Origin of the sequence: Pseudomonas sp. JS3066 (assembly GCF_036328175.1) — a bacterium.
GTDB lineage: Bacteria > Pseudomonadota > Gammaproteobacteria > Pseudomonadales > Pseudomonadaceae > Metapseudomonas.
Map to the genome: position 1 here is coordinate 2,732,448 of NZ_CP143312.1, position 21,711 is coordinate 2,754,158.

A 21,711-nucleotide genomic window follows, 5' to 3' on the forward strand; every position below is an offset into this window, starting at 1 on the left:
CGGCCGCTGGGATCGCCGCGCTCATCACGACAGCCCGTCGCCACCTGCGGACCAGCAGTCGGCCCGCGAAATAATGGCAAATCCATGGCTATGCTTTGAGTGTCACCACACCGAATGGAAATCGGTATCTGGCGCCAGTTCCGGGGGATCCGGTGCCGGGGTTGAACGAACAGGATGTCTTGCTTTTTGAACGGCGCTTATCAGGTCCATACATAGGGACGTTGGTTGGAGATCGTGAAATGGATTCGTTCGAAAGCGAAAGCGCTGCCAACCAAGTCATATCTGCCCACTCGAACAATCAACCCACGACCCGCTGGCACCGCATGTACTTCTTCCTTGCGGGCTTCGACGTGCTGGTCGTGGTGCTGAGCGTTCTCCTGAACCACCTGATCGTCGATACCTACCACCGCTCCATCAAGGCCAACCAGTCCTGGGTCCAGCAGCTTTCCGCTTATTCGACCCTTGGAAGCCTGGCCTCGGAAGTGAACGCGCCGGGCAACAACGTGTTCGACACCCATGATGTCGAAGCCGAATCGCAGAACATGACTGCCGCCTTGCGTGCCTTCGACGAGCATCTGGCGAACGCCAAGCAGCAATTGGAAGTGCGAATCGCCAATCAGGCCGAACACAGCGCGGACATCCAGGCTTTCACGCTCGCCCTGAAGGGTGAAGTGGCAGAGGTCGACTCGGCCATGGTCGAAATGGTGAAAGAGGCCACGCTCATCTTCTCGTTCTTCCGTGAAGGCAAGTCGGACGAAGCCGGCAAGCGCATGGCGACCATGGACCGCAAGTACGCCAAGTTGCTCGCCTCCCTTGCCGCCGTGCGCGAACGCGTCGGCCTGATCCAAAGCAAGCTCCTGGAGGAGGAACTGGAATCGGTCGAGGAACTGCGCCGGATCGAATACGCCATCATGGTCTTCGTGCTGCTGATGGTTACCGCAGCCGTCTTCTACGGGCGCCGTATCCGACGTGAAATGGAGTCCCACGCTGCAGAGCGCGAAGGCTACCTGAGCGTACTGCGCGAGAGTGAACGGCAGTTCCGCCAGCAGGCATCGCTGCTGGACAAGGCCCAGGACGCCATCGTCGTACACGACATGGATCACCGCATCCTCTACTGGAACAGGAGCGCCGAGCGACTTTACGGACTGACCAGGGACGAGGCGCTGGGCATGTCGGCCCAGGGGCTCATTTACCCTAGCCATGCCCCCATCGACACGGCCACCCATAGCCTGATCGAACTGGGCGACTGGTCGGGAGAGGTAACGTTGCGACGCAGGGATGGCAGCACCATCAACTTCGAGAGCCACCGCACCCTTGTACGCGACGACAACGGCCTGCCGCAGTCCGTGCTGTCGATCAACACCGACATTTCCCACCGCAAAGCCGCGGAGCAGGAGGTCAAGCGCCTGGCCTTCTACGACCAACTCACTGGCCTGGCCAACCGGCGACTCATGCTGGATCGCCTGCAGCACGCGCTGGCCAGCAGCGCCCGCAGCCAGCACACGAGCGCAGTCATCCTGATCGACCTGGACAACTTCAAGGCCCTCAACGACACCCTGGGGCACGACCGGGGCGACATGCTGCTGCAACAGGTCGCCCATCGTCTGTCCGCCTGCATTCGCGAAAGCGATACCGTCGCCCGCCTTGGCGGCGACGAGTTCGTGGTCCTGCTGGAAGGACTCAGCGAGAACCCCCCGGATGCCGCCATCCAGGCCAAGACCATCTGCGAGAAGATCCTCAGCTCGCTGAACCTGTCCTACCCGCTGGACGGCTACGAACACCACAGCACGCCCAGCCTGGGCATCGCCCTGTTCCAAGGGCAGCTCAATACCGTCGACGACATCATGAAGCGCGCGGACCTCGCGATGTATCGCGCCAAGGCCGCCGGACGCAACACCATGCGTTTCTTCGACCCGGAGATGCAGGCCGTCGCCACTGCCCGCGCCAGACTGGAGTCCGACCTGAGACAAGGCCTGCAAAGCAAGGAACTATCGCTGCACTTCCAGCCTCAGGTGAACAGCCAGGGCCGCATCGTGGGTGCAGAGGCACTCATGCGCTGGCAGCACCCCGAACGCGGCAATGTGTTGCCGGCCGATTTCATCCCGCTGGCGGAGGAAACCGGACTCATCCTGCCGCTCGGTCGCTGGGCACTGCAAACCGCGTGCGCTCAGCTGACGACCTGGGCCAAACACCCGGAAACCGCCCGACTGGTCGTCGCGGTGAACGTCAGCGCCCGCCAGTTCCACCACCCCGACTTCGTGGAAGAGGTACTGACCGTGCTGCGCTACACGGGTGCCGACCCGAGGAGGCTCAAGCTCGAGCTGACCGAGGGGCTGCTGGTGGAAGACATGGAAAATACCGTCGCCAAGATGATCGAACTGAAGGAGATCGGTATTGGCCTGTCACTGGACGATTTCGGCACCGGCTACTCGTCGCTCTCCTACCTGAAGAGCCTGCCGCTGGACCAGCTGAAGATCGACAAGTCGTTCATCCGCGACGTGCTGGTCGACCCCAATGACGCAGCCATCGCCTGCGCCATCGTGAGTTTGAGCCAGATCCTCGGGCTCTCGGTGATTGCCGAAGGCGTGGAAACCGAGGCCCAACGCGCCTTCCTCGTCAGCCACGGTTGTCACACCTACCAGGGCAACCTGTTCTCCCGCCCTCTTCCGGCCGAACAGTTCAAGCAGTACGTCCACGAACGGTCGATGGCGGAGAACTGAGTCCTCCAAGCGCCCATTGTGCTCGGAGCGTGGCATGTAGGAGCGAGCTTGCTCGCGAACCTGCTGAGCTCGACTTTCGCGAGCACGCTCGCTCCTACACAAAGCCAGGTCTGCAAAGCGTGCTCAGTACTTGATGTCCCTTGCCCTCTCTCGCCCCTGCTGCTTGGTCTGGCGCTTGTCCTGCCGACACTGTGCGTTGTACTGCTGGTCAGCGGCGCGGCAGTCCTGCTTGATCTGGCGTGAGTCCTGCCGTGTTTCCTGCCGCACTTCGCGTGCGGCCCGGCGTTGTTCGGCCTGCTCAGTGGCCCAGGACGCACCTGCCGAAACCGTCAGGAACATCGCAACCACCCACACAGAAAATCGACTAATAGGCATGACATGCCCTCCTCTGGCCAGGATTCCCGGCTCTTTCATTACAACCGATTATCCCGGCCCATGCGGTGGAGCCGCCAAGCGGTGTTCCTTGGCAAGTTCCCTATTGGGCCTCGTTCAACCTGCAAATGCCTGGTCGTTTCGGCAACCGGGCCCGCTTCTGCCAGCACTGATCGCTGACCGCGATGGTTCAGCCTTGCGTGCGCTTCGGCGAAACTCCCGGGGCGTGCCGCCCGTCTTCGACCTGAAGACGGGCCGCCTCCACACGCATGCGCAACCCTGGCGGCCGGGATGCTTGCCATCGACAGTCGATGCATGTCAGCGACTCATCCACATCGCGCTTGGTGCAAAATAGTGCGCTGAATACCCTGGCCCTGGTTTCAGCCGAGCCCTGAGCCGTGTTGCGCTGAAACGAGGGCCGAAATGAGTACTGGTTCTAGCAAGTTGATGTTCCTGGACCCCGCGTTCAGCGTGATGGAGAGATTCAATGCATAACCCAACAACCACCGGCGGTGACAGCATGATCGAGGTAACCGAGGTTTCCATTGCCCAACTGCGCGCCGCGCTCGAGTCCGGCCGCACGACAGCTGTCGAGCTGGTCCAGGCCTATCTCGCCAGGATCGATGCCTACGATGGTCCCGACACCCCAACCGCTCTGAACGCAGTCGTGGTTCGCAACCCCGAGGCGCTCAAGGAAGCCGAAGCATCCGATGCGCGCCGCGCGCGAGGCGAAACGCTCGGACCACTGGATGGCATTCCCTATACGGCCAAGGACAGCTACCTGGTGAAAGGGCTGACCGCGGCATCCGGCAGCCCGGCTTTCAAGGACCTGATCGCCTATCGCGATGCGTTCACCATCGAACGGCTTCGCGCCGCCGGTGCCATCTGTCTGGGCAAGACCAACATGCCGCCCATGGCCAACGGTGGCATGCAGCGCGGCGTCTACGGTCGTGCGGAGAGTCCATACAACGCGAACTACCTCACCGCGCCGTTCGCCTCGGGCTCGTCCAATGGTGCGGGCACCGCGACCGCAGCCAGTTACTCGGCATTCGGCCTGGCCGAGGAAACCTGGTCGAGCGGGCGCGGGCCGGCGTCCAACAACGGCCTGTGCGCCTACACGCCTTCGCGCGGGGTGATCTCGGTACGCGGCAACTGGCCGTTGACGCCGACCATGGACGTCGTGGTGCCGTACGCAAGGACCATGGCCGACCTGCTGGAAGTACTGGATGTGGTCGTAGCCGAGGACCCGGACAAACGTGGCGACCTGTGGCGCCTGCAGCCGTGGGTGCCGATCCCCAGCGTCGCTTCGGTGCGCCCCGCGTCCTACCTTGATCTCGCTGCCACGCCCGAGGCCCTGGCGGGCAAACGCTTCGGCGTTCCACGCATGTTCATCAACAAGGATCTGGAAGCCGGCACCAGCGAAGCACCGGGTATTGGCGGCCCGACGGGGCAACGAATCAATACCCGCCCTTCCGTCATCGGTCTCTGGGAAGAGGCGCGCAAGGCACTCGAAGCGGCCGGGGCCGAAGTGGTCGAGGTCGATTTCCCACTGGTGTCCAACTGCGAGGGCGATCGCCCCGGCGCGCCGACTGTGTTCAACCGCGGTGTGGTATCCAAGGAGTTCCTGCATGACGAGCTCTGGGACCTGTCGGCCTGGGGCTTCGATGACTTCCTGCGCGCCAACGGCGATCCCAAGCTGAACCGCCTCGTCGACGTCGACGGACCGCAGATCTTCCCCCACGACCCGGGCACCCTGCCGAACCGTGAAGGCGACCTGGCCGCCGGCATGGACGAATACGTGCGCATGGCCGAACGCGGCATCAAGCAGTGGGACCAGATCCCCACCCTTCCGGATGGTCTGCGCGGTCTCGAAAAGACGCGTCGAATGGACCTCGAAGACTGGATGGACCAGTTGGGCCTGGACGCGGTGCTCTTTCCGACGGTGGCCGACGTTGGCCCGGCGGATGCCGATGTGAATCCGCAGTCCGCGGATATCGCCTGGAGCAATGGCATCTGGGTTGCCAACGGCAATCTCGCCATCCGCCATTTGGGCGTTCCCACGGTCACCGTGCCGATGGGCGTGATGCCGGACATCGGCATGCCCATCGGGCTGACCTTCGCGGGTCGCGCATACGATGACTCGGCCCTGCTGCGCTTCGCCTCGGCATTCGAATCGACCGGCTCGAAGCGTCTGATCCCCCCGCGCACCCCGCCATTGCCGCGCGGCTGACGATGTAACGGGCGGGATTGGGGCGGCGAGTCCCAATCCCGCTCACTACGGTCAGGGACGGGCGAGTCCAGACATGCACCCAGTAGTTCACTTCAGACGAATCCCGCCCCGGCAGTATCCGGGGCGGTCTCGGCTTTACTTGCTCAACCGGAGACGGACTCCAGCGGCTTGTCGACCGCATCGCTGACCAGCGCTCCATTGCCAGGACGGTGCCAGAGAAACACCAGGATAGCGGCGGCACCGATCAGGCCCGGCAGGGCGAAGGCCAGGAAGCTCGCCTGAATCGGCAGTTGCGCGGCATGCAGCGCACCGCCCAGCAGCGGGCCGATGATCGCGCCGATGCGGCCGATACCCATGGCCCAGCCAAGTCCGGTGGAACGGATATGCGCCGGATAGAACTGCACCGCGCAGGCGTTGGCGAGGATTTGCGTGCCGATGGTGCAGGCACCAGCCATGCCGATCAGCAGGTACAGCACCGGCAGCGGGGATTTCAGCGCCAACAGGCTGAGGGACAGCGCGCCGAGAGTGAAGAAGGCGAACAACACCCGACCGAGACCGATCCGGTCCCCGAGCCAACCGCCGCCAATGGCACCGAAGATGGCCCCGAAGTTCAGCACCAGAAGGAACGCAAGACTGGAGTTGAGCCCGTAGCCGGCAGCATTCATCAGTTTCGGCAGCCAGGAGCTCAGGGCGTAGACCATCAGCAGGCAGCAGAAGAACGCCACCCAGAGCATCAGGGTGCTCAGCGAGCGCCCATCGTGGAAGAGCTGGCCAATGGCGGCCTTGCCAGCCTGCCCCTTGGCCAGTGCAAGTTGATCACCAGCGCCGGGCCGGTATTCCGGGGCGGCCTTTTCCAGTAGCTCACTGGCCATTCCGACCTTGCCCTGGCGAACCAGGAAGTTGATCGATTCGGGCAGCTGGCGCACCAGCAACGGCAATACCAGCAAGGGCACAACGGCGACGAAGAACACCGCCTGCCAACCCCAGTGCGGTATCAGCACCATGCCCAGGCCGGCGGACAGCATGCCCCCTACCGAATAGCCACTGAACATGACCGCCACCAGGGTGCTGCGAATCTTCTTCGGCGCGTATTCGTTCATCAGCGCGACGACATTCGGCATGACGCCGCCGATGCCGAGCCCCGCTATGAAGCGGCAGATGGCGAACTCCTCAGGGGTGCGGGCGAAGCCGTTGACCACGGTGAAGCCACTGAACAGGACCACACAGGTCATGATGGTCTTGCGGCGTCCGATGCGGTCGGACAGCGGGCCGAAGAACAGCGCACCGAACATCATCCCGACCAGCGCACAGCTGCCGAGCAGGCCGGCCTGGAGCGCAGTCAGGTTCCAGGTCTGCATGAGCGCGGGTAGCACCACGCCGTAGATGACCAGGTCATAGCCGTCGAAAATGATGATCAGCGCGCACCAGAACAGCACGCGTGCGTGAAAGGCATTGAAGCGAGCCCCGTCGAGCAGGGCGGAAACATCGATGGTACGCATGGCATGTCTCTTCTTGTCGTTGTTATAGAGCCGGAGCGGCCTGCAGGCCCGCCCCGGTAGGACGAGGCGGAATCAGGCGCAGCGGCTGACGGCCTCCCAGCCCAGTCGGGCGCGGGCCTGGGCGACGTCTGCGTCCAGGTCATGGTTCCACAGCCAGTCGAAGCGACTGGCCAGGGTCGCTCCCAGGGCCTGCTCGTCGTCACCGACGACCGGGTCGCGCAGCTCATACAACTCGCCCGCCTCCCAGGAAGTGCGCTGCACGCGACACGCACGCGGCCGGCGCAAGGCGTCGTAGGCCGCCAGCAATCCGTCCAGGTTGCCCTGGCTCACGTTCGGATCACCCAGCAGGCGCGCCAGGAAGTAGGCATCTTCAAGTCCTTGCCCTGCCCCGGCCCCCTGGTGCGGCAGCATGGCGTGCGCGGCATCACCGATCAGCGCCACGCGGCCGTGCACGTAGCCGGGCAGTTCGGCCAGGTCATGCAGCGCCCAATGGCTGGGCGCCGGAATGCATTCGAGCAGGATGCGCGCGGCATCGCCCCAACCTTCGAATGCTTCGAGCATTTCGCGCTGGCTGGCCTCGCGCACCCAGGAGGCATCCTCGGGCCATTCGGGGTTGGGCTTGCTGCGGTCGGAAACGAACGCCACCACATTGATGATGCGGCCCTGCTTCACCGGGAAGGTGAGGATGTGGCCGTCGAGGCCGAGATACATCTGCGGTACATCCACCAGATGCTCGTCGACCCCGGCAGCGCGATAGGCCTCGCGCAGGCGCTGACTATCGATCAGGCCGCGATAGGCGCAGGTGCCAGTGAAGCGCGGAGCGACCGGCGCGGCGCCGATCCCCTCCAGCACATGGCTGCGCATGGCGGACTTGATACCGTCTGCGGCAATCAGCAGATCGCCCCGGTACTCACTGCCATCGGTGAACAGCACCCGTGCCTCATTGCCCTGTTGCTCCACGCCGACGGCGCGCTTCCTGAAACGCGCCACGCCTTCGGGCAAGCGGCTGGCCAGCACATCCAGGAAGTCTGCCCGGTGCACCGAGGACTGCCCCACGCCCTGCGCCACACTGGCGCCGATGTAGCCGGCATCGCTGCTGCGGCGCCATTCGAACCACACGTCCTGCCAGGGCTCAGGGGTACGGTCGGCCAGTTGCCCGTATGGCTCCGCGAGCCCAAGACCGGCGATGGCCCGGACTGCGTTGGCGCCAAAGGAGACGCCGGCGCCCACTTCACCGAAGGCAGGGGCGGACTCGAAGAGCTGGACGTCGAGATGGGAGTGACGGCAAAGGTCCAGTGCCAGGGCGACGCCGGAGATACCGCCGCCGATGATGCCGACGCGCAAAGCAGGCTTCTTGCTCATGTTCGTACCCATGATGGTGTTGTTGTTGGAGTGGAACCATCATGGCGACCCGAGAAATATTGATAAATGCACCAACTCGCATACAGACTATTTCAGCTATGAATATTCCTATCGAACCCTCCACTTCACGGGACGCCCCATGGACCTGCGCGATCTGGACCTGAACCTGCTGGTGGTCTTCAACCAATTGCTCATCGACCGGCGCGTATCCACGGCCGCCGACAACCTGGGGCTGACCCAGCCGGCCGTCAGCAACGCGCTCAAGCGACTGCGCACCACCCTGCAGGACGACCTGTTCGTGCGCACCTACCAGGGCATGGAGCCCACGCCCTACGCGGACCAACTGGCAGAGCCCGTGTCACTGGCCATACACACCCTGCGAGATGCCCTGAGCCGGCAGGACAACTTCGATCCCTTGGCCAGCGAGCGCACCTTCACCCTCGCCATGACCGACATCGGCGAAATCTACTTCACCCCGCGCCTGATGGACGCGCTGGCCCGGCTGGCGCCCAAATGCCGAATCAGCACCGTGCGCAATACCTCGGTCACGCTGATCGAGGCGCTGCAGAACGGAACCGTCGACCTAGCCGTGGGGCTGCTGCCGCACCTGCAGGCGGGTTTCTACAAACGCCGCCTGTTCCAGCATCGCTACGTGTGCATGTGCCGCAAGGACCACCCGGCCACCCGCGAACCGCTGACCCTGGAGCGGTTCAGTCGCTACGGTCATGTACGGGTGATCGCCGCCACCACCGGTCACGGTGAGGTGGACGCCCACATGGCGCGCCTGGGCATAGAGCGGGATATACGCCTGGAAGTGCCGCACTTCGTCGCCGTCGGTCATATCCTCCAGCGCACCGACCTGCTCGCCACCGTGCCTGAGCGCTTTGCCGACTCCTGCGTCGAACCTTTCGGCCTGGTCGCCCTGCCCCACCCGGTCGAGTTGCCAGAGATCGACATCAACCTGTTCTGGCACGCGAAGTACCACCGTGACCCCGCGAATCGCTGGATCAGGCAACTGATGTTCGAGCTGTTCGCGGATTGAAGAAGATGCCGGCCAGATGCAGCCATTGCGCGGCAGGCCGGGCGTCGTCCTGTCGAGTTGCCGTGTATCAAAGTGTCTCTGAAGGAGGTCGGGATACACGCCTACCAGTCCGGCCGTAGATTCGACACAGGCCAGATACGCCGTGGCATTCAACTGTTTGCGTGGCCCGAAGGGGACTACCCGGCCCTCAACCAATCGCCAGCAACGGAGACATCACCATGTCGATGGCACAGCGGAACAACGCGTCCGACAAGAATCGCCGTCACCTCGTCAGCGCCTCGATCCTCGCTTTGGCGCTCTTGCAACTCGGCGCAGCCCACGCGCAAACCACCGCCAGCATGGCGCCCGCCGCGACCGGGGCGCGTACTCACCAGGTAGCCCCCTCCCCACTCGGCCCGCTGAAACATGTGAAGGCCGGGCTGCTGAACGTGGCCTATGCCGAAGTCGGCCCGGCTGACGGGGCGGTGGTCATCCTGCTGCACGGCTGGCCATACGACATCCACAGCTATGACGAGGTCGCACCATTGCTGGCCGCCAAGGGCTATCGGGTGCTGATGCCCTACGCACGAGGCTTCGGCGACACACATTTCCTCTCCGGGAAAACCCTTCGCAATGGGCAACCCGCCGCACTGGCCAGTGACGTGATCGATTTCATGGACGCGCTCAAGATCAAACAGGCCGTACTCGGCGGTTACGATTGGGGCGCGCGCTCGGCTGGCATCGTCTCCGCGCTCTGGCCAGAGCGCGTCAAAGCGCTGGTGTCGGTCAGCGGCTATCTGATTGGCAACCAGGCTGCCGGCAAAAAGCCGTTGCCACCCAAGGCTGAATTGCAGTGGTGGTACCAGTTCTACTTCGCCACCGACCGCGGCCGTGAGGGCTACAAACAGAACACCCACGACTTCGCCAAGTTGATCTGGCAACTGGCCTCTCCGAAATGGGCGTTCGATGACGCCACATTCGATCGCAGCGCAGCCGCTCTCAACAACCCTGACCACGCCGACATCACCATCTACAACTATCGCTGGCGCCTGGGCCTGGAGCCGGGCGAGAGTCAGTACCAGGCCCTGGAGCAGAAGCTGGCCACTACGCCATCCATCAGCGTGCCGACCATTACGCTCGAAGGTGACGCCAACGGCGCACCGCATCCGAAAGCCGAGGACTACGCCAAGCGCTTCACCGGCAAATATGAGTACCGGCTGATCACCGGCGGCATCGGCCACAACCTGCCACAGGAAGATCCGCAGGCGTTCGCCAAGGCTGTCATCGATGCTGACAAGCTCTGAAGCCAGGCTGGCCTGACTGCAGGCACCTCAGGGCTGAAGGTGAATCATCCGGGTAATGAAACGCGAAAGCCCGCCAGAGAGGCGGGCTTTCGTGCAACGACAGCGGGGATCAGTCGTTGTGTTTGTGCTTGTGTTTATGTTTGTGGCTGGCCTTGCGGTTGTCGTAGTGGTCGTGGTGGTCGTCGTCATCGGCCAGATTGTTGCCGATAGCACTACCGGCCGCCCCGCCCAGGCCGGCGCCGATTGCACCACCGGTGGAGCCACCTACGCTGTTGCCGATCACCTGGCCGCCAGCCGCGCCAAGGCCACCGCCAATTGCCGCTTCTGTCTTCTTGCCATCTTTCGCGCTCACCGCGCCGCCCGCCGCACCGCCCAGGCCGGCTCCAATCGCAGCGCCAGTGCTGCCGCCGACCGCCTGGCCAACGACGCCGCCCAAAGCCCCACCGACGCCACCGCCGATTGCTGTATTAGTGGTTTCGCCGGCGACTACGTACTGCGACGCCAGGATGCTGAGTGCCAATGCGGATAATGATTTGCGCATGCTTGCGAACCTCTGACAGGACGGGAAAAAGCAGATTCTGGCGGATGCGAGATCACCAGACAACGCAAGTCGGGCCGTTCATGGACCTGAGTCAAGGGACTACCGGCTAGCGCTACCGCCTATCGAGCAAACCGCAATGCCAGCCAGCGAACTCATGTGGGGTCCGGGCAGGTATCGAGCAAACAATCGGGGAGGACCGATATCGGCGACCTCACCACTCGATGCCAGTCGCCTGTCGGTACTGTCGCGGGGTAAACCCGGTCAGCATCTTGAACTGCCGGCTGAATGCACTGTGGTCGGTGTAGCCGCATTGCAGGGCAACCTCGGTAATCGGCAGGTCGGTGTGCAATAGCCGATGCGCGTGCTCCAGCCGCACCTTGTGGATCAGCTGCCGCGGTGTCAGGTGGAACACCCGTTTGCAGTAGCGCTCCAGCTGAGCCACGGAAATGCCGGCAATGCGCGTCAACTCGCCCAAGGTGATGGGTTGATGGAAATGCGTGCGGATGTATTCGTCCACGGCAGCGAGGCGCTGGTAGGCCGGGTGCGTATCACTGGCCGACTGCAGGTCCACCGAGATGCCCACCAGACCGATGATTTCACCACTGCGGCTGTACAGCGGTCGTTTGTGCGTCAGGCACCAACCCGGTTCGCGGCTCCCGTACAGATGCAGTTCCAACTGGTCTTCCAACACGTGGCCATGTTCCAGGACCCGTCGATCCTGTTCGGTGTAACCGGGCCCCAGCTGCGCGGGAAAAACCTCGGCGCTGGTCTTGCCCAGTAGCGGTTGCAACTGCTTCAGGCCGCACCGCTGCACCAGTGTGCGATTGGCCATTACGTAGCGGGCCTGATCATCCTTGATGAAGATCGCGGCATTCGGAATCACATCCAGCATGGGCAACAGCAGGGCCACACCCGCCAACAGTTGCTCCATGGTTTCGGGACGCTGCTGATCTGCTCCCTGGCACAGCATCGCAAGCGCGTTCTGGGTCATGACTCTTCCCCCTCAAAGGCCGACCGGCCAGGACGTGGCGGGCAGATTGACGCAAGGCACACAGCCTGTCGAGCAGGCTCGGATGCAGCACTGCGAGTGCCACTGCAATTATTTAATTGTGCTGATTTCGTCATTCGATCTGAAGAAAACCATCAAGCGCAGGGGCATCGGCCGGTCCACTCTATGGCCATCGCGTGCAGCCAGAAAACAACAGGAAACGGTCACCAACGACCCATTCCTGGCGCACTGCCGATCGCAACTTCCAGTGACACCACCTTTGCCTATCCAACAACTCACAAGAAGGCGACGCCATGTCAGGCAAGTTCAAGAAACAACTTTCATTGATAGACCTTACCTTCATCGGCCTGGGGGCCATCTTCGGCTCGGGCTGGCTGTTCGCGGCCAGTCACGTTTCATCCATCGCAGGTCCTGCAGGCATCTTTTCCTGGTTGCTGGGCGGCTTCGCCGTGCTGTTGCTGGGTATCGTCTACTGCGAACTGGGGGCCGCGTTACCGCGTGCCGGCGGCGTGGTGCGCTACCCGGTGTACTCCCACGGTCCCTTGCTCGGCTACCTGATGGGCTTCATCACCCTGATCGCCTTCTCGAGCCTGGTGGCGATCGAAGTGGTCGCCTCTCGCCAATACGCGGCCGCCTGGTTCCCCGAGCTGACCAAGGCTGGCTCCAGCGATCCCACGGTCATCGGCTGGCTCGTGCAGTTCGGCCTGCTCTGCCTCTTCTTCATGCTCAACTACCGCAGCGTGAAGACCTTCGCCAAGGCCAATAACCTGGTGAGCGTGTTCAAGTTCATCGTGCCGCTGCTGGTCATCGGCGTGCTGTTCAGCTTCTTCAAACCGGAGAACTTCGAGACCCAGGGCTTCGCGCCCTTCGGCCTTTCCGGCATCGAGATGGCGGTATCCGCTGGCGGCATCATCTTCGCGTACCTCGGGCTCACGCCGATCATCTCGGTGGCCAGCGAAGTGAAGAACCCGCAACGGACCATTCCGATTGCGCTGATCCTGTCGGTGCTGCTCTCCACCGCCATCTATGTGTTGCTGCAAGTGGCTTTCCTCGGCGGCGTGCCCACCGAAATGCTGGTCAACGGTTGGGGCGGCGTCTCCAAGGAACTCGCCCTGCCCTATCGTGATATCGCCCTGGCGCTGGGCGTGGGTTGGCTGGCCTATCTGGTGGTCGCCGATGCGGTGATCTCCCCCAGCGGCTGCGGCAACATCTACATGAATGCTACGCCTCGGGTCGTCTATGGCTGGGCGCAAACCGGCACCTTCTTCAAGGTCTTCACCCGCATCGACGAGAAGTCCGGCATCCCGCGCCCGGCACTGTGGCTGACCTTCGCCCTGTCGGTGTTCTGGACCCTGCCTTTCCCGTCCTGGGAAGCCCTGATCAACGTGGTCTCCGCCGCGCTGGTACTGAGCTACGCCGTCGCACCGGTCACCGTGGCCGCCTTGCGCCACAATGCACCCGGCATGCCACGCCCGTTCCGCGTCAAGGCCATGAGCCTGCTTGGCCCGCTGTCGTTCATCATCGCCGCCCTGATCGTCTACTGGTCGGGCTGGAGCACCGTGTCCTGGCTGCTCGGCCTGCAGATCCTGATGTTCGTCGTGTACCTGCTGTGCGGCCGCTTCGTGCCGACCCAACACATCGACCTGCGCCAGCAAGTGCGGTCATCGGCGTGGCTGATCGGCTTCTACGCCCTCACCATCGTGCTCTCCGGGCTCGGCAGTTTCGGTGGCCTGGGTGTGCTCGGCCATCCGTTCGACACCCTGGTCGTGGCGGCATGCGCCATGGGCATCTACTACTGGGGCGCCGTAACCGGCCTGCCCGCTCATCTGGTGCGTCTGACCGGCGACGATGAAAGCGAAGCAGGCGTCGACGCCACTTCTGCCCGTTACCCCATCGGCACTCATCCCCAGGCGTCCTCCTGACGTCGCCTCCGTGCTTTCTCAAGGGACAGGAATATGAAACGCGTACACATCGTCGATTCCCACACCGGCGGCGAACCCACTCGCCTGGTGATGAAGGGGTTCCCCGAACTGACCGGCACCAGCATGGCCGAGAAGCGTGATGCGCTGCGCCAGCAGCATGACCAATGGCGCCGCGCCTGCCTGCTGGAACCACGCGGAAACGACGTGCTGGTAGGTGCGCTGTACTGCGAACCGGTGTCCCCGGATGCCACGTGCGGCGTGATTTTCTTCAACAACGCCGGCTACCTCAACATGTGCGGCCACGGCACCATCGGCCTGGTCGCCTCATTGCACCACCTGGGGCTGATCGGCCCCGGCGTGCACAAGATCGATACCCCGGTCGGCCAGGTCAGCGCCACCCTGCATGAAGACGGCGCAGTGACCGTCGGCAACGTGCCGGCCTACCGCTACCGCCAGCAGGTTCCGGTCGAGGTCCCTGGCCACGGCCTCGTATTCGGCGACATCGCCTGGGGCGGCAACTGGTTTTTCCTGGTTTCAGAACATGGCCAGAGCTTGCACCTCGACAACGTCGAGGTCCTGACCGAGTTCACCTGGTCGATGCTCAAGGCCTTGCAGGCCCAGTGCATCCACGGCGCAGACGGCGCCCTGATCGACCATGTCGAGCTGTTCGCCGATGACGACGAGGCCGACAGCCGCAACTTCGTCATGTGTCCGGGCAAGGCCTACGACCGCTCGCCCTGCGGGACCGGCACCAGCGCCAAGCTGGCGTGCCTGGCGGCCGATGGAAAGCTCGCCGCAGGCCAATCCTGGATTCAGGCGAGCATCACCGGAAGCCAGTTCGAAGGCCGCTACGAATGGGATGGCGAGCGCATCCGCCCCTTCATAACCGGCCGCGCCTACATGACCGCCGACAGCACCCTGCTGATCGATGAACAGGACCCCTTCGCATGGGGTATCTGAGCCATCGCGACGGATACCACTTCGACCCTCTCTTCCCCCAAACACCTGCATGACTGCTTCAAGGAGTTAAAACAATGAGCGACAACATCTTCACCGGCTGCATCCCCGCCCTGATGACCCCCTGCACCGCCGAACGCAAGCCGGATTACGACGCCCTGGTGGCCAAGGGCCGCGAGCTGATCGATATCGGCATGAGTGCCGTGGTGTATTGCGGGTCCATGGGCGACTGGCCGTTGCTCACCGAAGCCGAACGCCAGGAAGGCGTGGCGCGCCTGGTGGCCGCTGGCATCCCGACCATCGTCGGCACCGGTGCGGTCAACACCCGCGAGGCGGTCTCCCACGCTGCACACGCCGCCAAGGTTGGCGCCCACGGGTTGATGGTGATCCCTCGCGTTCTCTCCCGCGGTGCCTCCCCTGCTGCGCAGAAGGCACACTTCGCCGCCATCCTCACGGCGGCTCCGGGCCTGCCGGCGGTGATCTACAACAGCCCTTACTACGGCTTCGCCACCCGCGCCGACCTGTTCTTCGAACTGCGCCGCGACTACCCGAACCTGATCGGCTTCAAGGAGTTCGGTGGCGCCGCCGACCTGCGCTACGCGGCCGAGAACATCACCTCCAAGGACGATGAGGTCACCCTCATGGTCGGTGTCGATACCCAGGTGGTCCACGGTTTCGTCAATTGCAACGCCACGGGCGCCATCACCGGTATCGGCAATGCCCTGCCCCGCGAAGTGCTGCACCTGGTGGCGCTGAGCAAGCAGGCAGCCAAGGGCGATGCCAGGGCGCGCCGACTGGCACGGGAGCTGGAGTCCGCGCTGGCGGTGCTCTCCTCCTTCGACGAAGGCTGCGACCTGGTGCTCTACTACAAACACCTGATGGTGCTCAACGGCGACACGGAATACACCCTGCACTTCAACGAGAGCGATGCGCTCAGCGATGCCCAGCGTCGCTATGCCGAGAACCAGTACGCGCTGTTCCGCCAGTGGTACGCCAACTGGTCAGCCGAGCAGAATGTCGCCTGACGACCCGCTGCTAATCGCGCCCCTGCGGAACATCGCTGTTCCGCAGACGGACCCACTCAATTCTCCAGGAAGCACCATGACCCTGACAGGCAACATGCTCATAGGCCGGCACAGCGTGACTGGCAGCCGGGAAGCGATCCGGGCTATCGACCCGGCCACTGACATACCGCTCGACCCGCCCTATCCGGGCGGCACAGGCGAGCATGTGGACCAGGCGTGTGCCCTGGCCTGGGCAGCTTTCGACACTTATCGCGAGACGCCACTGGCGGCACGCGCCGAATTCCTCGAATCCATTGCCGACGAGATCGAAAGCCTTGGCGATGCGCTGGTCGAACGGGCCATGGCCGAGACCGGCCTGCCGCGCGCGCGCATTCAGGGCGAACGGGGTCGCACCTGCCAGCAACTGCGACTCTTCGCCCGCACCGTGCGTGCCGGTGGATGGCTCGATGCGCGGATCGATACGGCTCTGCCGGAGCGCAATCCCATTGCGCGCCCGGACCTGCGCCAGCGCCAGGTGCCGCTCGGCCCGGTGGCCGTGTTCGGCGCCAGCAATTTCCCCCTGGCCTTCTCGGTGGCCGGTGGCGACACCGCTTCGGCGTTGGCGGCCGGCTGCCCTGTGGTGGTCAAGGCCCACAGTGCCCACCCTGGCACCAGCGAGCTGGTAGGTCGGGCCGTCGCCCGCGCCGTGGAAAAATGCGCCCTGCCGCGAGGCGTATTTTCGCTGCTGTATGGCTCCGGTCGCGAAGTGGGCATCGCCCTGGTCAGCGACAGGCGTATCAAGGCGGTAGGTTTCACCGGGTCGCGCAGCGGCGGAGTCGCCTTGTGCAATGCCGCGCAAGCGCGCCCCGAGCCAATCCCGGTGTACGCCGAAATGAGTTCGATCAATCCGGTGTTCCTCTTCCCCGCAGCCCTGCAGGCACGCAGCGAGGCGCTGGCACAAGGCTTCGTCGCCTCACTGACCCAGGGCGCAGGTCAGTTCTGCACCAACCCCGGCCTGGTGATTGCCCGTCAGGGCCCGGCACTGGATCGCTTCATCGTCGCGGCTAGCGAGCACGTCGGGCGTAGCCCGACGCAGACCATGCTCACCCCGGGGATCTTCCAGGCCTTCGCCGCCGGCGTTGCCAAGCTGGCCGAGCACAGCCAAGCGCAAACAGCGGCGACCGGTCTGCCGGGCGAAGGCCCCAACCAATGCCAGGCTCGCCTGTTCGTGACCCGGGCAGAGGCGTTCCTTGCCGATTCGGCCCTGCAGGGCGAGGTATTTGGCGCTGCGTCGTTGATCGTGCAGTGTGCCGACGATGAGCAGGTCCGCGAGGTTGCCGAACACCTGGAAGGCCAGTTGACCGCGACCCTGCATCTGGACGAGGCCGATCTGGAGCAAGCCCGGGCATTGCTGCCCACGTTGGAGCGCAAGGCTGGCCGCTTGCTGGTCAATGGCTGGCCAACTGGCGTCGAAGTCTGCGATGCGATGGTCCACGGCGGTCCGTTCCCGGCCACGTCGGATGCACGCACGACATCGGTCGGCACCGCCGCAATCCTGCGTTTCCTGCGGCCGGTCTGCTACCAGGACTTCCCCGACGGCCTGCTGCCGTCCGCACTCCGGCACAGCAACCCTTTGCGGCTGCGCCGCCTGCTCGATGGCCAGAGAGAGGCCTAGGAACATGGTCAACGCCAATCCATCAAACGCGTCACAGACTCACGCGGACATCGCCGTGGTCGGCGCCGGTATCGTCGGCGTGGCCTGCGCCCTGCAGCTGGCGCGCCAGGGCAAGCGTGTAGTGGTCATCGACCGGCATGACCCTGGCCAGGGCGCCTCGTTCGGCAATGCCGGGCACCTGGCCACCGAACAGGTGTTCCCGATTGCGGACCTGTCGATCCTGAAACGACTGCCGTCCATGCTCATGGATCCCATGGGTCCGTTGCGCCTGGACTGGAAATACATGCCACGCGCCCTGCCCTGGTTCACGCGGCTACTGCTGAACCTGCACCCAACGCCGTTCCGGCGAACCGTCGCCGGCATACGCGCGCTCAACGAAGGCAGCCTCGGTGCCTGGCAGCGGCTGCTGAAGACGATTGACCGGCCGGGCCTGCTGAAGGAAGACGGCTCATTGCTGGTGTTCGAACGCGCCGAATCGCGCCGGGCGCTCGAAGCCCTGCAGGCACGGATGCGCGGCCAGGACGTGGCGGTCGATTTCTGGCGGGCCGAGGTCGTCCATGCAGCGGCTCCGCAGTTGAGCGAACGGGTTCAGGGTGGGCTGTTCTTTCCGCGCACCGGGCATTTCCTCGATCCCTACCGGGTGGTCTGTGAACTGGTTGCAGCTGCGAAATCCCTGGGTGTGCAGTTCCGCAGGCAAAGCGTTCAGGGTGGCCATTTGCGCCAGGACGGCATCGTGCTGACCACCCATGACGGCGGCCTGCATGCCCGCCAGGTGCTGATCGCCTGCGGCGCCCACTCGGCCAGGATCACCGCGGCGCTAACCGGCAGGAAGGTGCCACTGGATACCGAACGCGGCTATCACCTGATGCTGCCCAATGAGCATGAGCGCTTGCCATTCGCAGTCACCTCGCTGGAGCGCAAGTTCATCATGACGCCAATGGCTGACGGCTTGAGGTTGGCGGGTACCGTCGAGTTCGCCGGCCTCGAGCAGCCGCCGAACATGGAGCGCGCCTGGCAGCTGCATCGACTGAGCAAAGGCCTGTTCCGCCGTGACCTGAGTGTCGAAGCAGCCACGCCATGGATGGGCTTTCGTCCATCCCTGCCGGACTCCCTGCCGATCATCGACCGGGTGTGCGACGGCAAGGTACTGCTCGCCTTCGGCCACCAGCATCTCGGCTTGACCCAGGCTGCGGTGACTGCAGAACACATCGCCCAGTTGGCGGCCTTGCCGGCAACAACCGATGGCCAGCACGGGTTAGCGGCATTGGAAGCCTATCGGCTCGACCGATTCTGACTTGCGGCTTCTGGAGCCACCCATGGCGCTATAAACTGGCCGCGAAAACGGCGTCGCCCCAGCGGACGCCCCGGCTGGCCGAGCCACCGGGGGTGATGTACAAGCCGCCTTCCTACCACTCGAGCAGAGCTGCCATGGCAAACCACGACCTCACTTTCCTCCCAGATCCAGACCCGGAATCCATTTCTTCGGACGTCGCCAGCTTCGGCGGCTTGCTGGTGTCCACCCAGATCCCTACCCGCGCCGACGGCAGCCTGGAGCTGGGCGACATCGTCGCGCAAAGCGAATGCACCCTACAGGCACTGAAGGTCGCGCTGGAGCGCGCCGGCAGCTCCATGGACCGCGTCATGCACCTGACCATCTATCTCACCGATATGGCCGACCGCCCCGCCTTCAACGAGGTCTACCAGCGCTTCTTCGCCAAGCCCTGGCCGGTTCGCGCCGCCGTTGGCGTGGCTGCGCTGGCGGTGGAAGGCATGCGTGTGGAAGTCACTGCAATCGCAGCCAAGGGCTGAGCGTTTTCGCAGGATGGCGCTGAGCGTGCGGTTTGATCCCGACACCCTGTCGGACCTCGTTGCACGCTGCGCCAACCTTCGGCCCTGGTGCGCCCAAACGAGACGACGTGCCTGAATTGGGCGCACTACGGCATGACGTGCGACACCTACGGCGCCAGCACATGACGCACCCTGGCCACCAGCAGCCTGCTGGCCAGTCGGGTGTCCTCCAGCCGGAGGGCGGCGAGCGATTCGCTTCGAATCGAGTCCCCTTCCAGCAGTCGGCCAAGACGCTCAGGCAGGCGTTCCAGTTCTTCGATGTCCCGCTGGACCCGTGCAATGCATTCCGAGAAGCAGAGGGGCGCCCTGTTGTCGAACATCAGCTGGGGTTGGAACACGTGGGCGCCAGGCAGGTAGCCGCCAAGCCCAGTGATGGAATGAGCAAGAGGACCCAGCTGGCTGGCCGCCATCAGCGCCATGCTGCGCAGCACCCTGCGCAAGGCCCTGAAGCTAAGGCGACGCAAAAGCCACTGGGCCTGTTGCAGATCGGCGTGCACGTCAACAGTGAGTACGTACTGTTGCTGTAGCAGATCCACCAGCTCTATCCGAGTGGCGGCCGGCAGCCACAGAGCCGGCGCGGCAGCGCGATCGACTCGTCCGCCGGTGTGACTGGAGAAGCAGACCTTGGCGTGGTTCATGACGTTCAACCTTTTGCACTCGACGACCGGCGCCCCCGCACGGACGGGGCCGAACGCTGCTCAGTGGAGACGCTCCACCGCTGCCTGGACACCGGAGCCATAGGCCTGGTCGGCTTGGGCGCAGTGGCTGATATGACGCTCGATGACGTCCCTGGAAACGCCCTTCATGGCACGTGCGGTGTTGTCGAACAGCCCCTGTCGTTGCGCCGGGGTCATCAGACGGAAAAGCTCGCCTGCCTGGGAAAAATGGTCCTCATCCGGGCGCTGCAGCCAGTGGTCAGCCGGACCCTGTAGCGCCAGCGGAGGCTCGGCAAAGTCCTTGCGGTCGACCCACTCGGCGCTGCTGTTGGGGGAATAGGGGCACCGACCACCCTGGTTGCCATCAACCCGCATCAGGCCGTCGCGGTGATAGCTGTGCACTGGGCAACGCGGGCTGTTCACCGGGATCGAGGCATGGTTCACCCCGAGGCGATAGCGCTGGGCGTCGCCGTACGAGAAGAGTCGCCCCTGAAGCATCTTGTCGGGTGAGAAGCCGATCCCCGGGACTACGTTGGCCGGGCTGAAAGCGGCCTGCTCCACTTCGGCGAAGTAGTTGTCCGGATTACGGTTGAGCTCCAGGACGCCAACCTCATGCAGGGGGAAGTCGCCGTGCGGCCACACCTTGGTCAGGTCGAACGGATTGTGGTAGTGGGCGGCAGCCTGTTGCTCGCTCATGATTTGGACATACAGGGTCCAGCGCGGGTATTCGCCACGCTCGATGCTCTCGAAGAGGTCACGATGGTGAGTCTCGCGGTCATGGGCGATGCGGGCTGCGGCCTCCTCGTCGGTGAGGTTGCGGATACCCTGTTGGCTCCTCAGGGTGAATTTCACCCAGTGACGCTCGTTCGCAGCGTTGATGAAGCTGAAGGTATGACTGCCATAGCCATGCATGTGCCGGTAGCTGGCGGGAATCCCGCGATCGCTCATCAACACAGTGATCTGGTGCAGTGCCTCGGGTAACAGCGTCCAGAAGTCCCAATTGTTCTGGGCACTGCGCAGGCCGGTGCGCGGATCACGCTTCACGGCATGATTCAGGTCGGGAAAGCGCAACGGATCACGAATGAAAAACACCGGGGTGTTGTTGCCTACCAGGTCCCAGTTGCCCTGCTCGGTGTAGAACTTTATGGCAAACCCGCGGATATCACGCTCGGCGTCGGCCGCGCCGCGTTCGCCCGCCACCGTGGAAAAGCGCACGAAGACCTCGGTTCTTTTCCCGGAAGTACTGAACAGCCTGGCCTTGGTATAGCGGGTGATGTCATGGGTAACGGTGAAGGTGCCGTAGGCGCCGGAGCCCTTGGCGTGCATACGTCGTTCCGGAATCACCTCGCGGTCGAAATGGGCAAGCTTTTCCAACAACCAGACATCCTGCAGCAGTGCCGGCCCAAGAGGTCCAGCGGTCTGGATGCTGTCGTTGTCGGCGACGGGAGCACCGGATGCCGTGGTGAGTTCGTTCATCTTCCTTTCCTTCTGGTGAGCGTTGGTCATCAGGACAACCTTGCGCGTTGGCATTGATCGGCCGTTGATTCGCATGACCAGACGGGAGGTACAGGTGGCCCCGCCCATTCGAACA

Annotated in this window: 17 protein-coding genes; 10 read left to right on the forward strand and 7 right to left on the reverse strand. The window is 63.9% G+C overall.

What is annotated here, in order from left to right; translation table 11 throughout:
* Positions 1–239: 239 nt before the first annotated feature.
* On the forward strand, positions 240–2,720 hold the full coding sequence (locus tag SA496_RS12695) for a putative bifunctional diguanylate cyclase/phosphodiesterase (RefSeq protein ID WP_120650899.1): 2,481 nt from the start codon (positions 240–242) through the stop codon (positions 2,718–2,720).
* A 123-nt stretch (positions 2,721–2,843) separates the two neighbouring features.
* On the opposite strand, the gene SA496_RS12700 is transcribed toward SA496_RS12695, so the two are convergent.
* On the reverse strand, positions 2,844–3,095 hold the full coding sequence (locus tag SA496_RS12700) for a hypothetical protein (RefSeq protein WP_153921942.1): 252 nt from the start codon (positions 3,093–3,095) through the stop codon (positions 2,844–2,846).
* 517 nt (positions 3,096–3,612) lie between these two features.
* Between SA496_RS12700 and SA496_RS12705 the strand changes: the two genes are divergently transcribed.
* Positions 3,613–5,322: an amidase gene (locus SA496_RS12705; protein ID WP_330115638.1), complete on the forward strand. Its 1,710-nt coding sequence runs from the start codon at positions 3,613–3,615 to the stop codon at positions 5,320–5,322.
* 143 nt (positions 5,323–5,465) lie between these two features.
* On the opposite strand, the gene SA496_RS12710 is transcribed toward SA496_RS12705, so the two are convergent.
* Together SA496_RS12710 and salA are read right to left on the reverse strand one after the other, a co-directional pair.
* Complete coding sequence (locus SA496_RS12710) at positions 5,466–6,821, reverse strand: MFS transporter (protein ID WP_280359472.1); 1,356 nt, start codon at positions 6,819–6,821, stop codon at positions 5,466–5,468.
* 72 nt (positions 6,822–6,893) lie between these two features.
* A complete protein-coding gene (salA, locus tag SA496_RS12715; protein ID WP_330115516.1) occupies positions 6,894–8,183 on the reverse strand; it encodes a salicylate 1-monooxygenase in 1,290 nt (429 codons plus the stop codon).
* A 139-nt stretch (positions 8,184–8,322) separates the two neighbouring features.
* On the opposite strand from salA, the gene SA496_RS12720 reads away from it, so the two are divergent.
* Both SA496_RS12720 and SA496_RS12725 read left to right on the forward strand, forming a co-directional pair.
* The gene (locus SA496_RS12720; RefSeq protein ID WP_153921933.1) at positions 8,323–9,225 is read left to right on the forward strand and encodes a LysR family transcriptional regulator; all 903 of its coding nucleotides are present in this window, start codon (positions 8,323–8,325) and stop codon (positions 9,223–9,225) included.
* A gap of 218 nt (positions 9,226–9,443) precedes the next feature.
* Positions 9,444–10,508: an alpha/beta fold hydrolase gene (locus SA496_RS12725; RefSeq protein WP_120650894.1), complete on the forward strand. Its 1,065-nt coding sequence runs from the start codon at positions 9,444–9,446 to the stop codon at positions 10,506–10,508.
* Positions 10,509–10,617: 109 nt separating this feature from the next.
* On the opposite strand, the gene SA496_RS12730 is transcribed toward SA496_RS12725, so the two are convergent.
* On the reverse strand, positions 10,618–11,049 hold the full coding sequence (locus SA496_RS12730) for a glycine zipper domain-containing protein (protein WP_330115517.1): 432 nt from the start codon (positions 11,047–11,049) through the stop codon (positions 10,618–10,620).
* Positions 11,050–11,260: 211 nt separating this feature from the next.
* Complete coding sequence (locus SA496_RS12735; RefSeq protein ID WP_280359473.1) at positions 11,261–12,040, reverse strand: AraC family transcriptional regulator; 780 nt, start codon at positions 12,038–12,040, stop codon at positions 11,261–11,263.
* A gap of 311 nt (positions 12,041–12,351) precedes the next feature.
* Between SA496_RS12735 and SA496_RS12740 the strand changes: the two genes are divergently transcribed.
* From SA496_RS12740 to SA496_RS12765, 6 genes are all read left to right on the forward strand, one after another.
* Complete coding sequence (locus SA496_RS12740) at positions 12,352–13,980, forward strand: APC family permease (RefSeq protein ID WP_120650891.1); 1,629 nt, start codon at positions 12,352–12,354, stop codon at positions 13,978–13,980.
* Between the two features lie 33 nt (positions 13,981–14,013).
* Positions 14,014–14,940, forward strand: coding sequence for a 4-hydroxyproline epimerase (locus SA496_RS12745; protein WP_330115518.1), 927 nt, complete (start codon positions 14,014–14,016; stop codon positions 14,938–14,940).
* 74 nt (positions 14,941–15,014) lie between these two features.
* Complete coding sequence (locus SA496_RS12750) at positions 15,015–15,962, forward strand: dihydrodipicolinate synthase family protein (protein ID WP_120650889.1); 948 nt, start codon at positions 15,015–15,017, stop codon at positions 15,960–15,962.
* A 76-nt stretch (positions 15,963–16,038) separates the two neighbouring features.
* Positions 16,039–17,616 (forward strand): aldehyde dehydrogenase (NADP(+)), encoded by a 1,578-nt coding sequence (locus tag SA496_RS12755; RefSeq protein ID WP_330115519.1) that lies wholly within the window; start codon positions 16,039–16,041, stop codon positions 17,614–17,616.
* A 4-nt stretch (positions 17,617–17,620) separates the two neighbouring features.
* Positions 17,621–18,910 carry an FAD-dependent oxidoreductase gene (locus SA496_RS12760; protein ID WP_330115520.1) on the forward strand — a complete coding sequence of 430 codons (1,290 nt, stop codon included), beginning with the start codon at positions 17,621–17,623 and terminating at the stop codon, positions 18,908–18,910.
* Between the two features lie 134 nt (positions 18,911–19,044).
* The gene (locus tag SA496_RS12765) at positions 19,045–19,425 is read left to right on the forward strand and encodes a RidA family protein (protein WP_120650886.1); all 381 of its coding nucleotides are present in this window, start codon (positions 19,045–19,047) and stop codon (positions 19,423–19,425) included.
* A gap of 146 nt (positions 19,426–19,571) precedes the next feature.
* On the opposite strand, the gene SA496_RS12770 is transcribed toward SA496_RS12765, so the two are convergent.
* Together SA496_RS12770 and SA496_RS12775 are read right to left on the reverse strand one after the other, a co-directional pair.
* On the reverse strand, positions 19,572–20,102 hold the full coding sequence (locus tag SA496_RS12770; RefSeq protein WP_153921916.1) for a hypothetical protein: 531 nt from the start codon (positions 20,100–20,102) through the stop codon (positions 19,572–19,574).
* 60 nt (positions 20,103–20,162) lie between these two features.
* The gene (locus SA496_RS12775) at positions 20,163–21,596 is read right to left on the reverse strand and encodes a catalase (RefSeq protein ID WP_153921914.1); all 1,434 of its coding nucleotides are present in this window, start codon (positions 21,594–21,596) and stop codon (positions 20,163–20,165) included.
* Positions 21,597–21,711 lie beyond the last annotated feature (115 nt).

Excerpts from the sequence above, each read along its gene's own strand:
- SA496_RS12760 (WP_330115520.1), top strand. The coding sequence starts at position 17,621 with ATGGTCAACGCCAATCCATCAAACGCGTCACAGACTCACGCGGACATC.
- SA496_RS12775 (WP_153921914.1), bottom strand. The coding sequence starts at position 21,596 with ATGAACGAACTCACCACGGCATCCGGTGCTCCCGTCGCCGACAACGAC.
- SA496_RS12755 (WP_330115519.1), top strand. The coding sequence starts at position 16,039 with ATGACCCTGACAGGCAACATGCTCATAGGCCGGCACAGCGTGACTGGC.
- SA496_RS12725 (WP_120650894.1), top strand. The coding sequence starts at position 9,444 with ATGTCGATGGCACAGCGGAACAACGCGTCCGACAAGAATCGCCGTCAC.
- SA496_RS12770 (WP_153921916.1), bottom strand. The coding sequence starts at position 20,102 with ATGAACCACGCCAAGGTCTGCTTCTCCAGTCACACCGGCGGACGAGTC.
- SA496_RS12705 (WP_330115638.1), top strand. The coding sequence starts at position 3,613 with ATGATCGAGGTAACCGAGGTTTCCATTGCCCAACTGCGCGCCGCGCTC.
- SA496_RS12695 (WP_120650899.1), top strand. The coding sequence starts at position 240 with ATGGATTCGTTCGAAAGCGAAAGCGCTGCCAACCAAGTCATATCTGCC.
- SA496_RS12700 (WP_153921942.1), bottom strand. The coding sequence starts at position 3,095 with ATGCCTATTAGTCGATTTTCTGTGTGGGTGGTTGCGATGTTCCTGACG.
- SA496_RS12720 (WP_153921933.1), top strand. The coding sequence starts at position 8,323 with ATGGACCTGCGCGATCTGGACCTGAACCTGCTGGTGGTCTTCAACCAA.
- SA496_RS12745 (WP_330115518.1), top strand. The coding sequence starts at position 14,014 with ATGAAACGCGTACACATCGTCGATTCCCACACCGGCGGCGAACCCACT.
- SA496_RS12735 (WP_280359473.1), bottom strand. The coding sequence starts at position 12,040 with ATGACCCAGAACGCGCTTGCGATGCTGTGCCAGGGAGCAGATCAGCAG.
- salA (WP_330115516.1), bottom strand. The coding sequence starts at position 8,183 with ATGAGCAAGAAGCCTGCTTTGCGCGTCGGCATCATCGGCGGCGGTATC.
- SA496_RS12710 (WP_280359472.1), bottom strand. The coding sequence starts at position 6,821 with ATGCGTACCATCGATGTTTCCGCCCTGCTCGACGGGGCTCGCTTCAAT.
- SA496_RS12740 (WP_120650891.1), top strand. The coding sequence starts at position 12,352 with ATGTCAGGCAAGTTCAAGAAACAACTTTCATTGATAGACCTTACCTTC.
- SA496_RS12730 (WP_330115517.1), bottom strand. The coding sequence starts at position 11,049 with ATGCGCAAATCATTATCCGCATTGGCACTCAGCATCCTGGCGTCGCAG.
- SA496_RS12750 (WP_120650889.1), top strand. The coding sequence starts at position 15,015 with ATGAGCGACAACATCTTCACCGGCTGCATCCCCGCCCTGATGACCCCC.
- SA496_RS12765 (WP_120650886.1), top strand. The coding sequence starts at position 19,045 with ATGGCAAACCACGACCTCACTTTCCTCCCAGATCCAGACCCGGAATCC.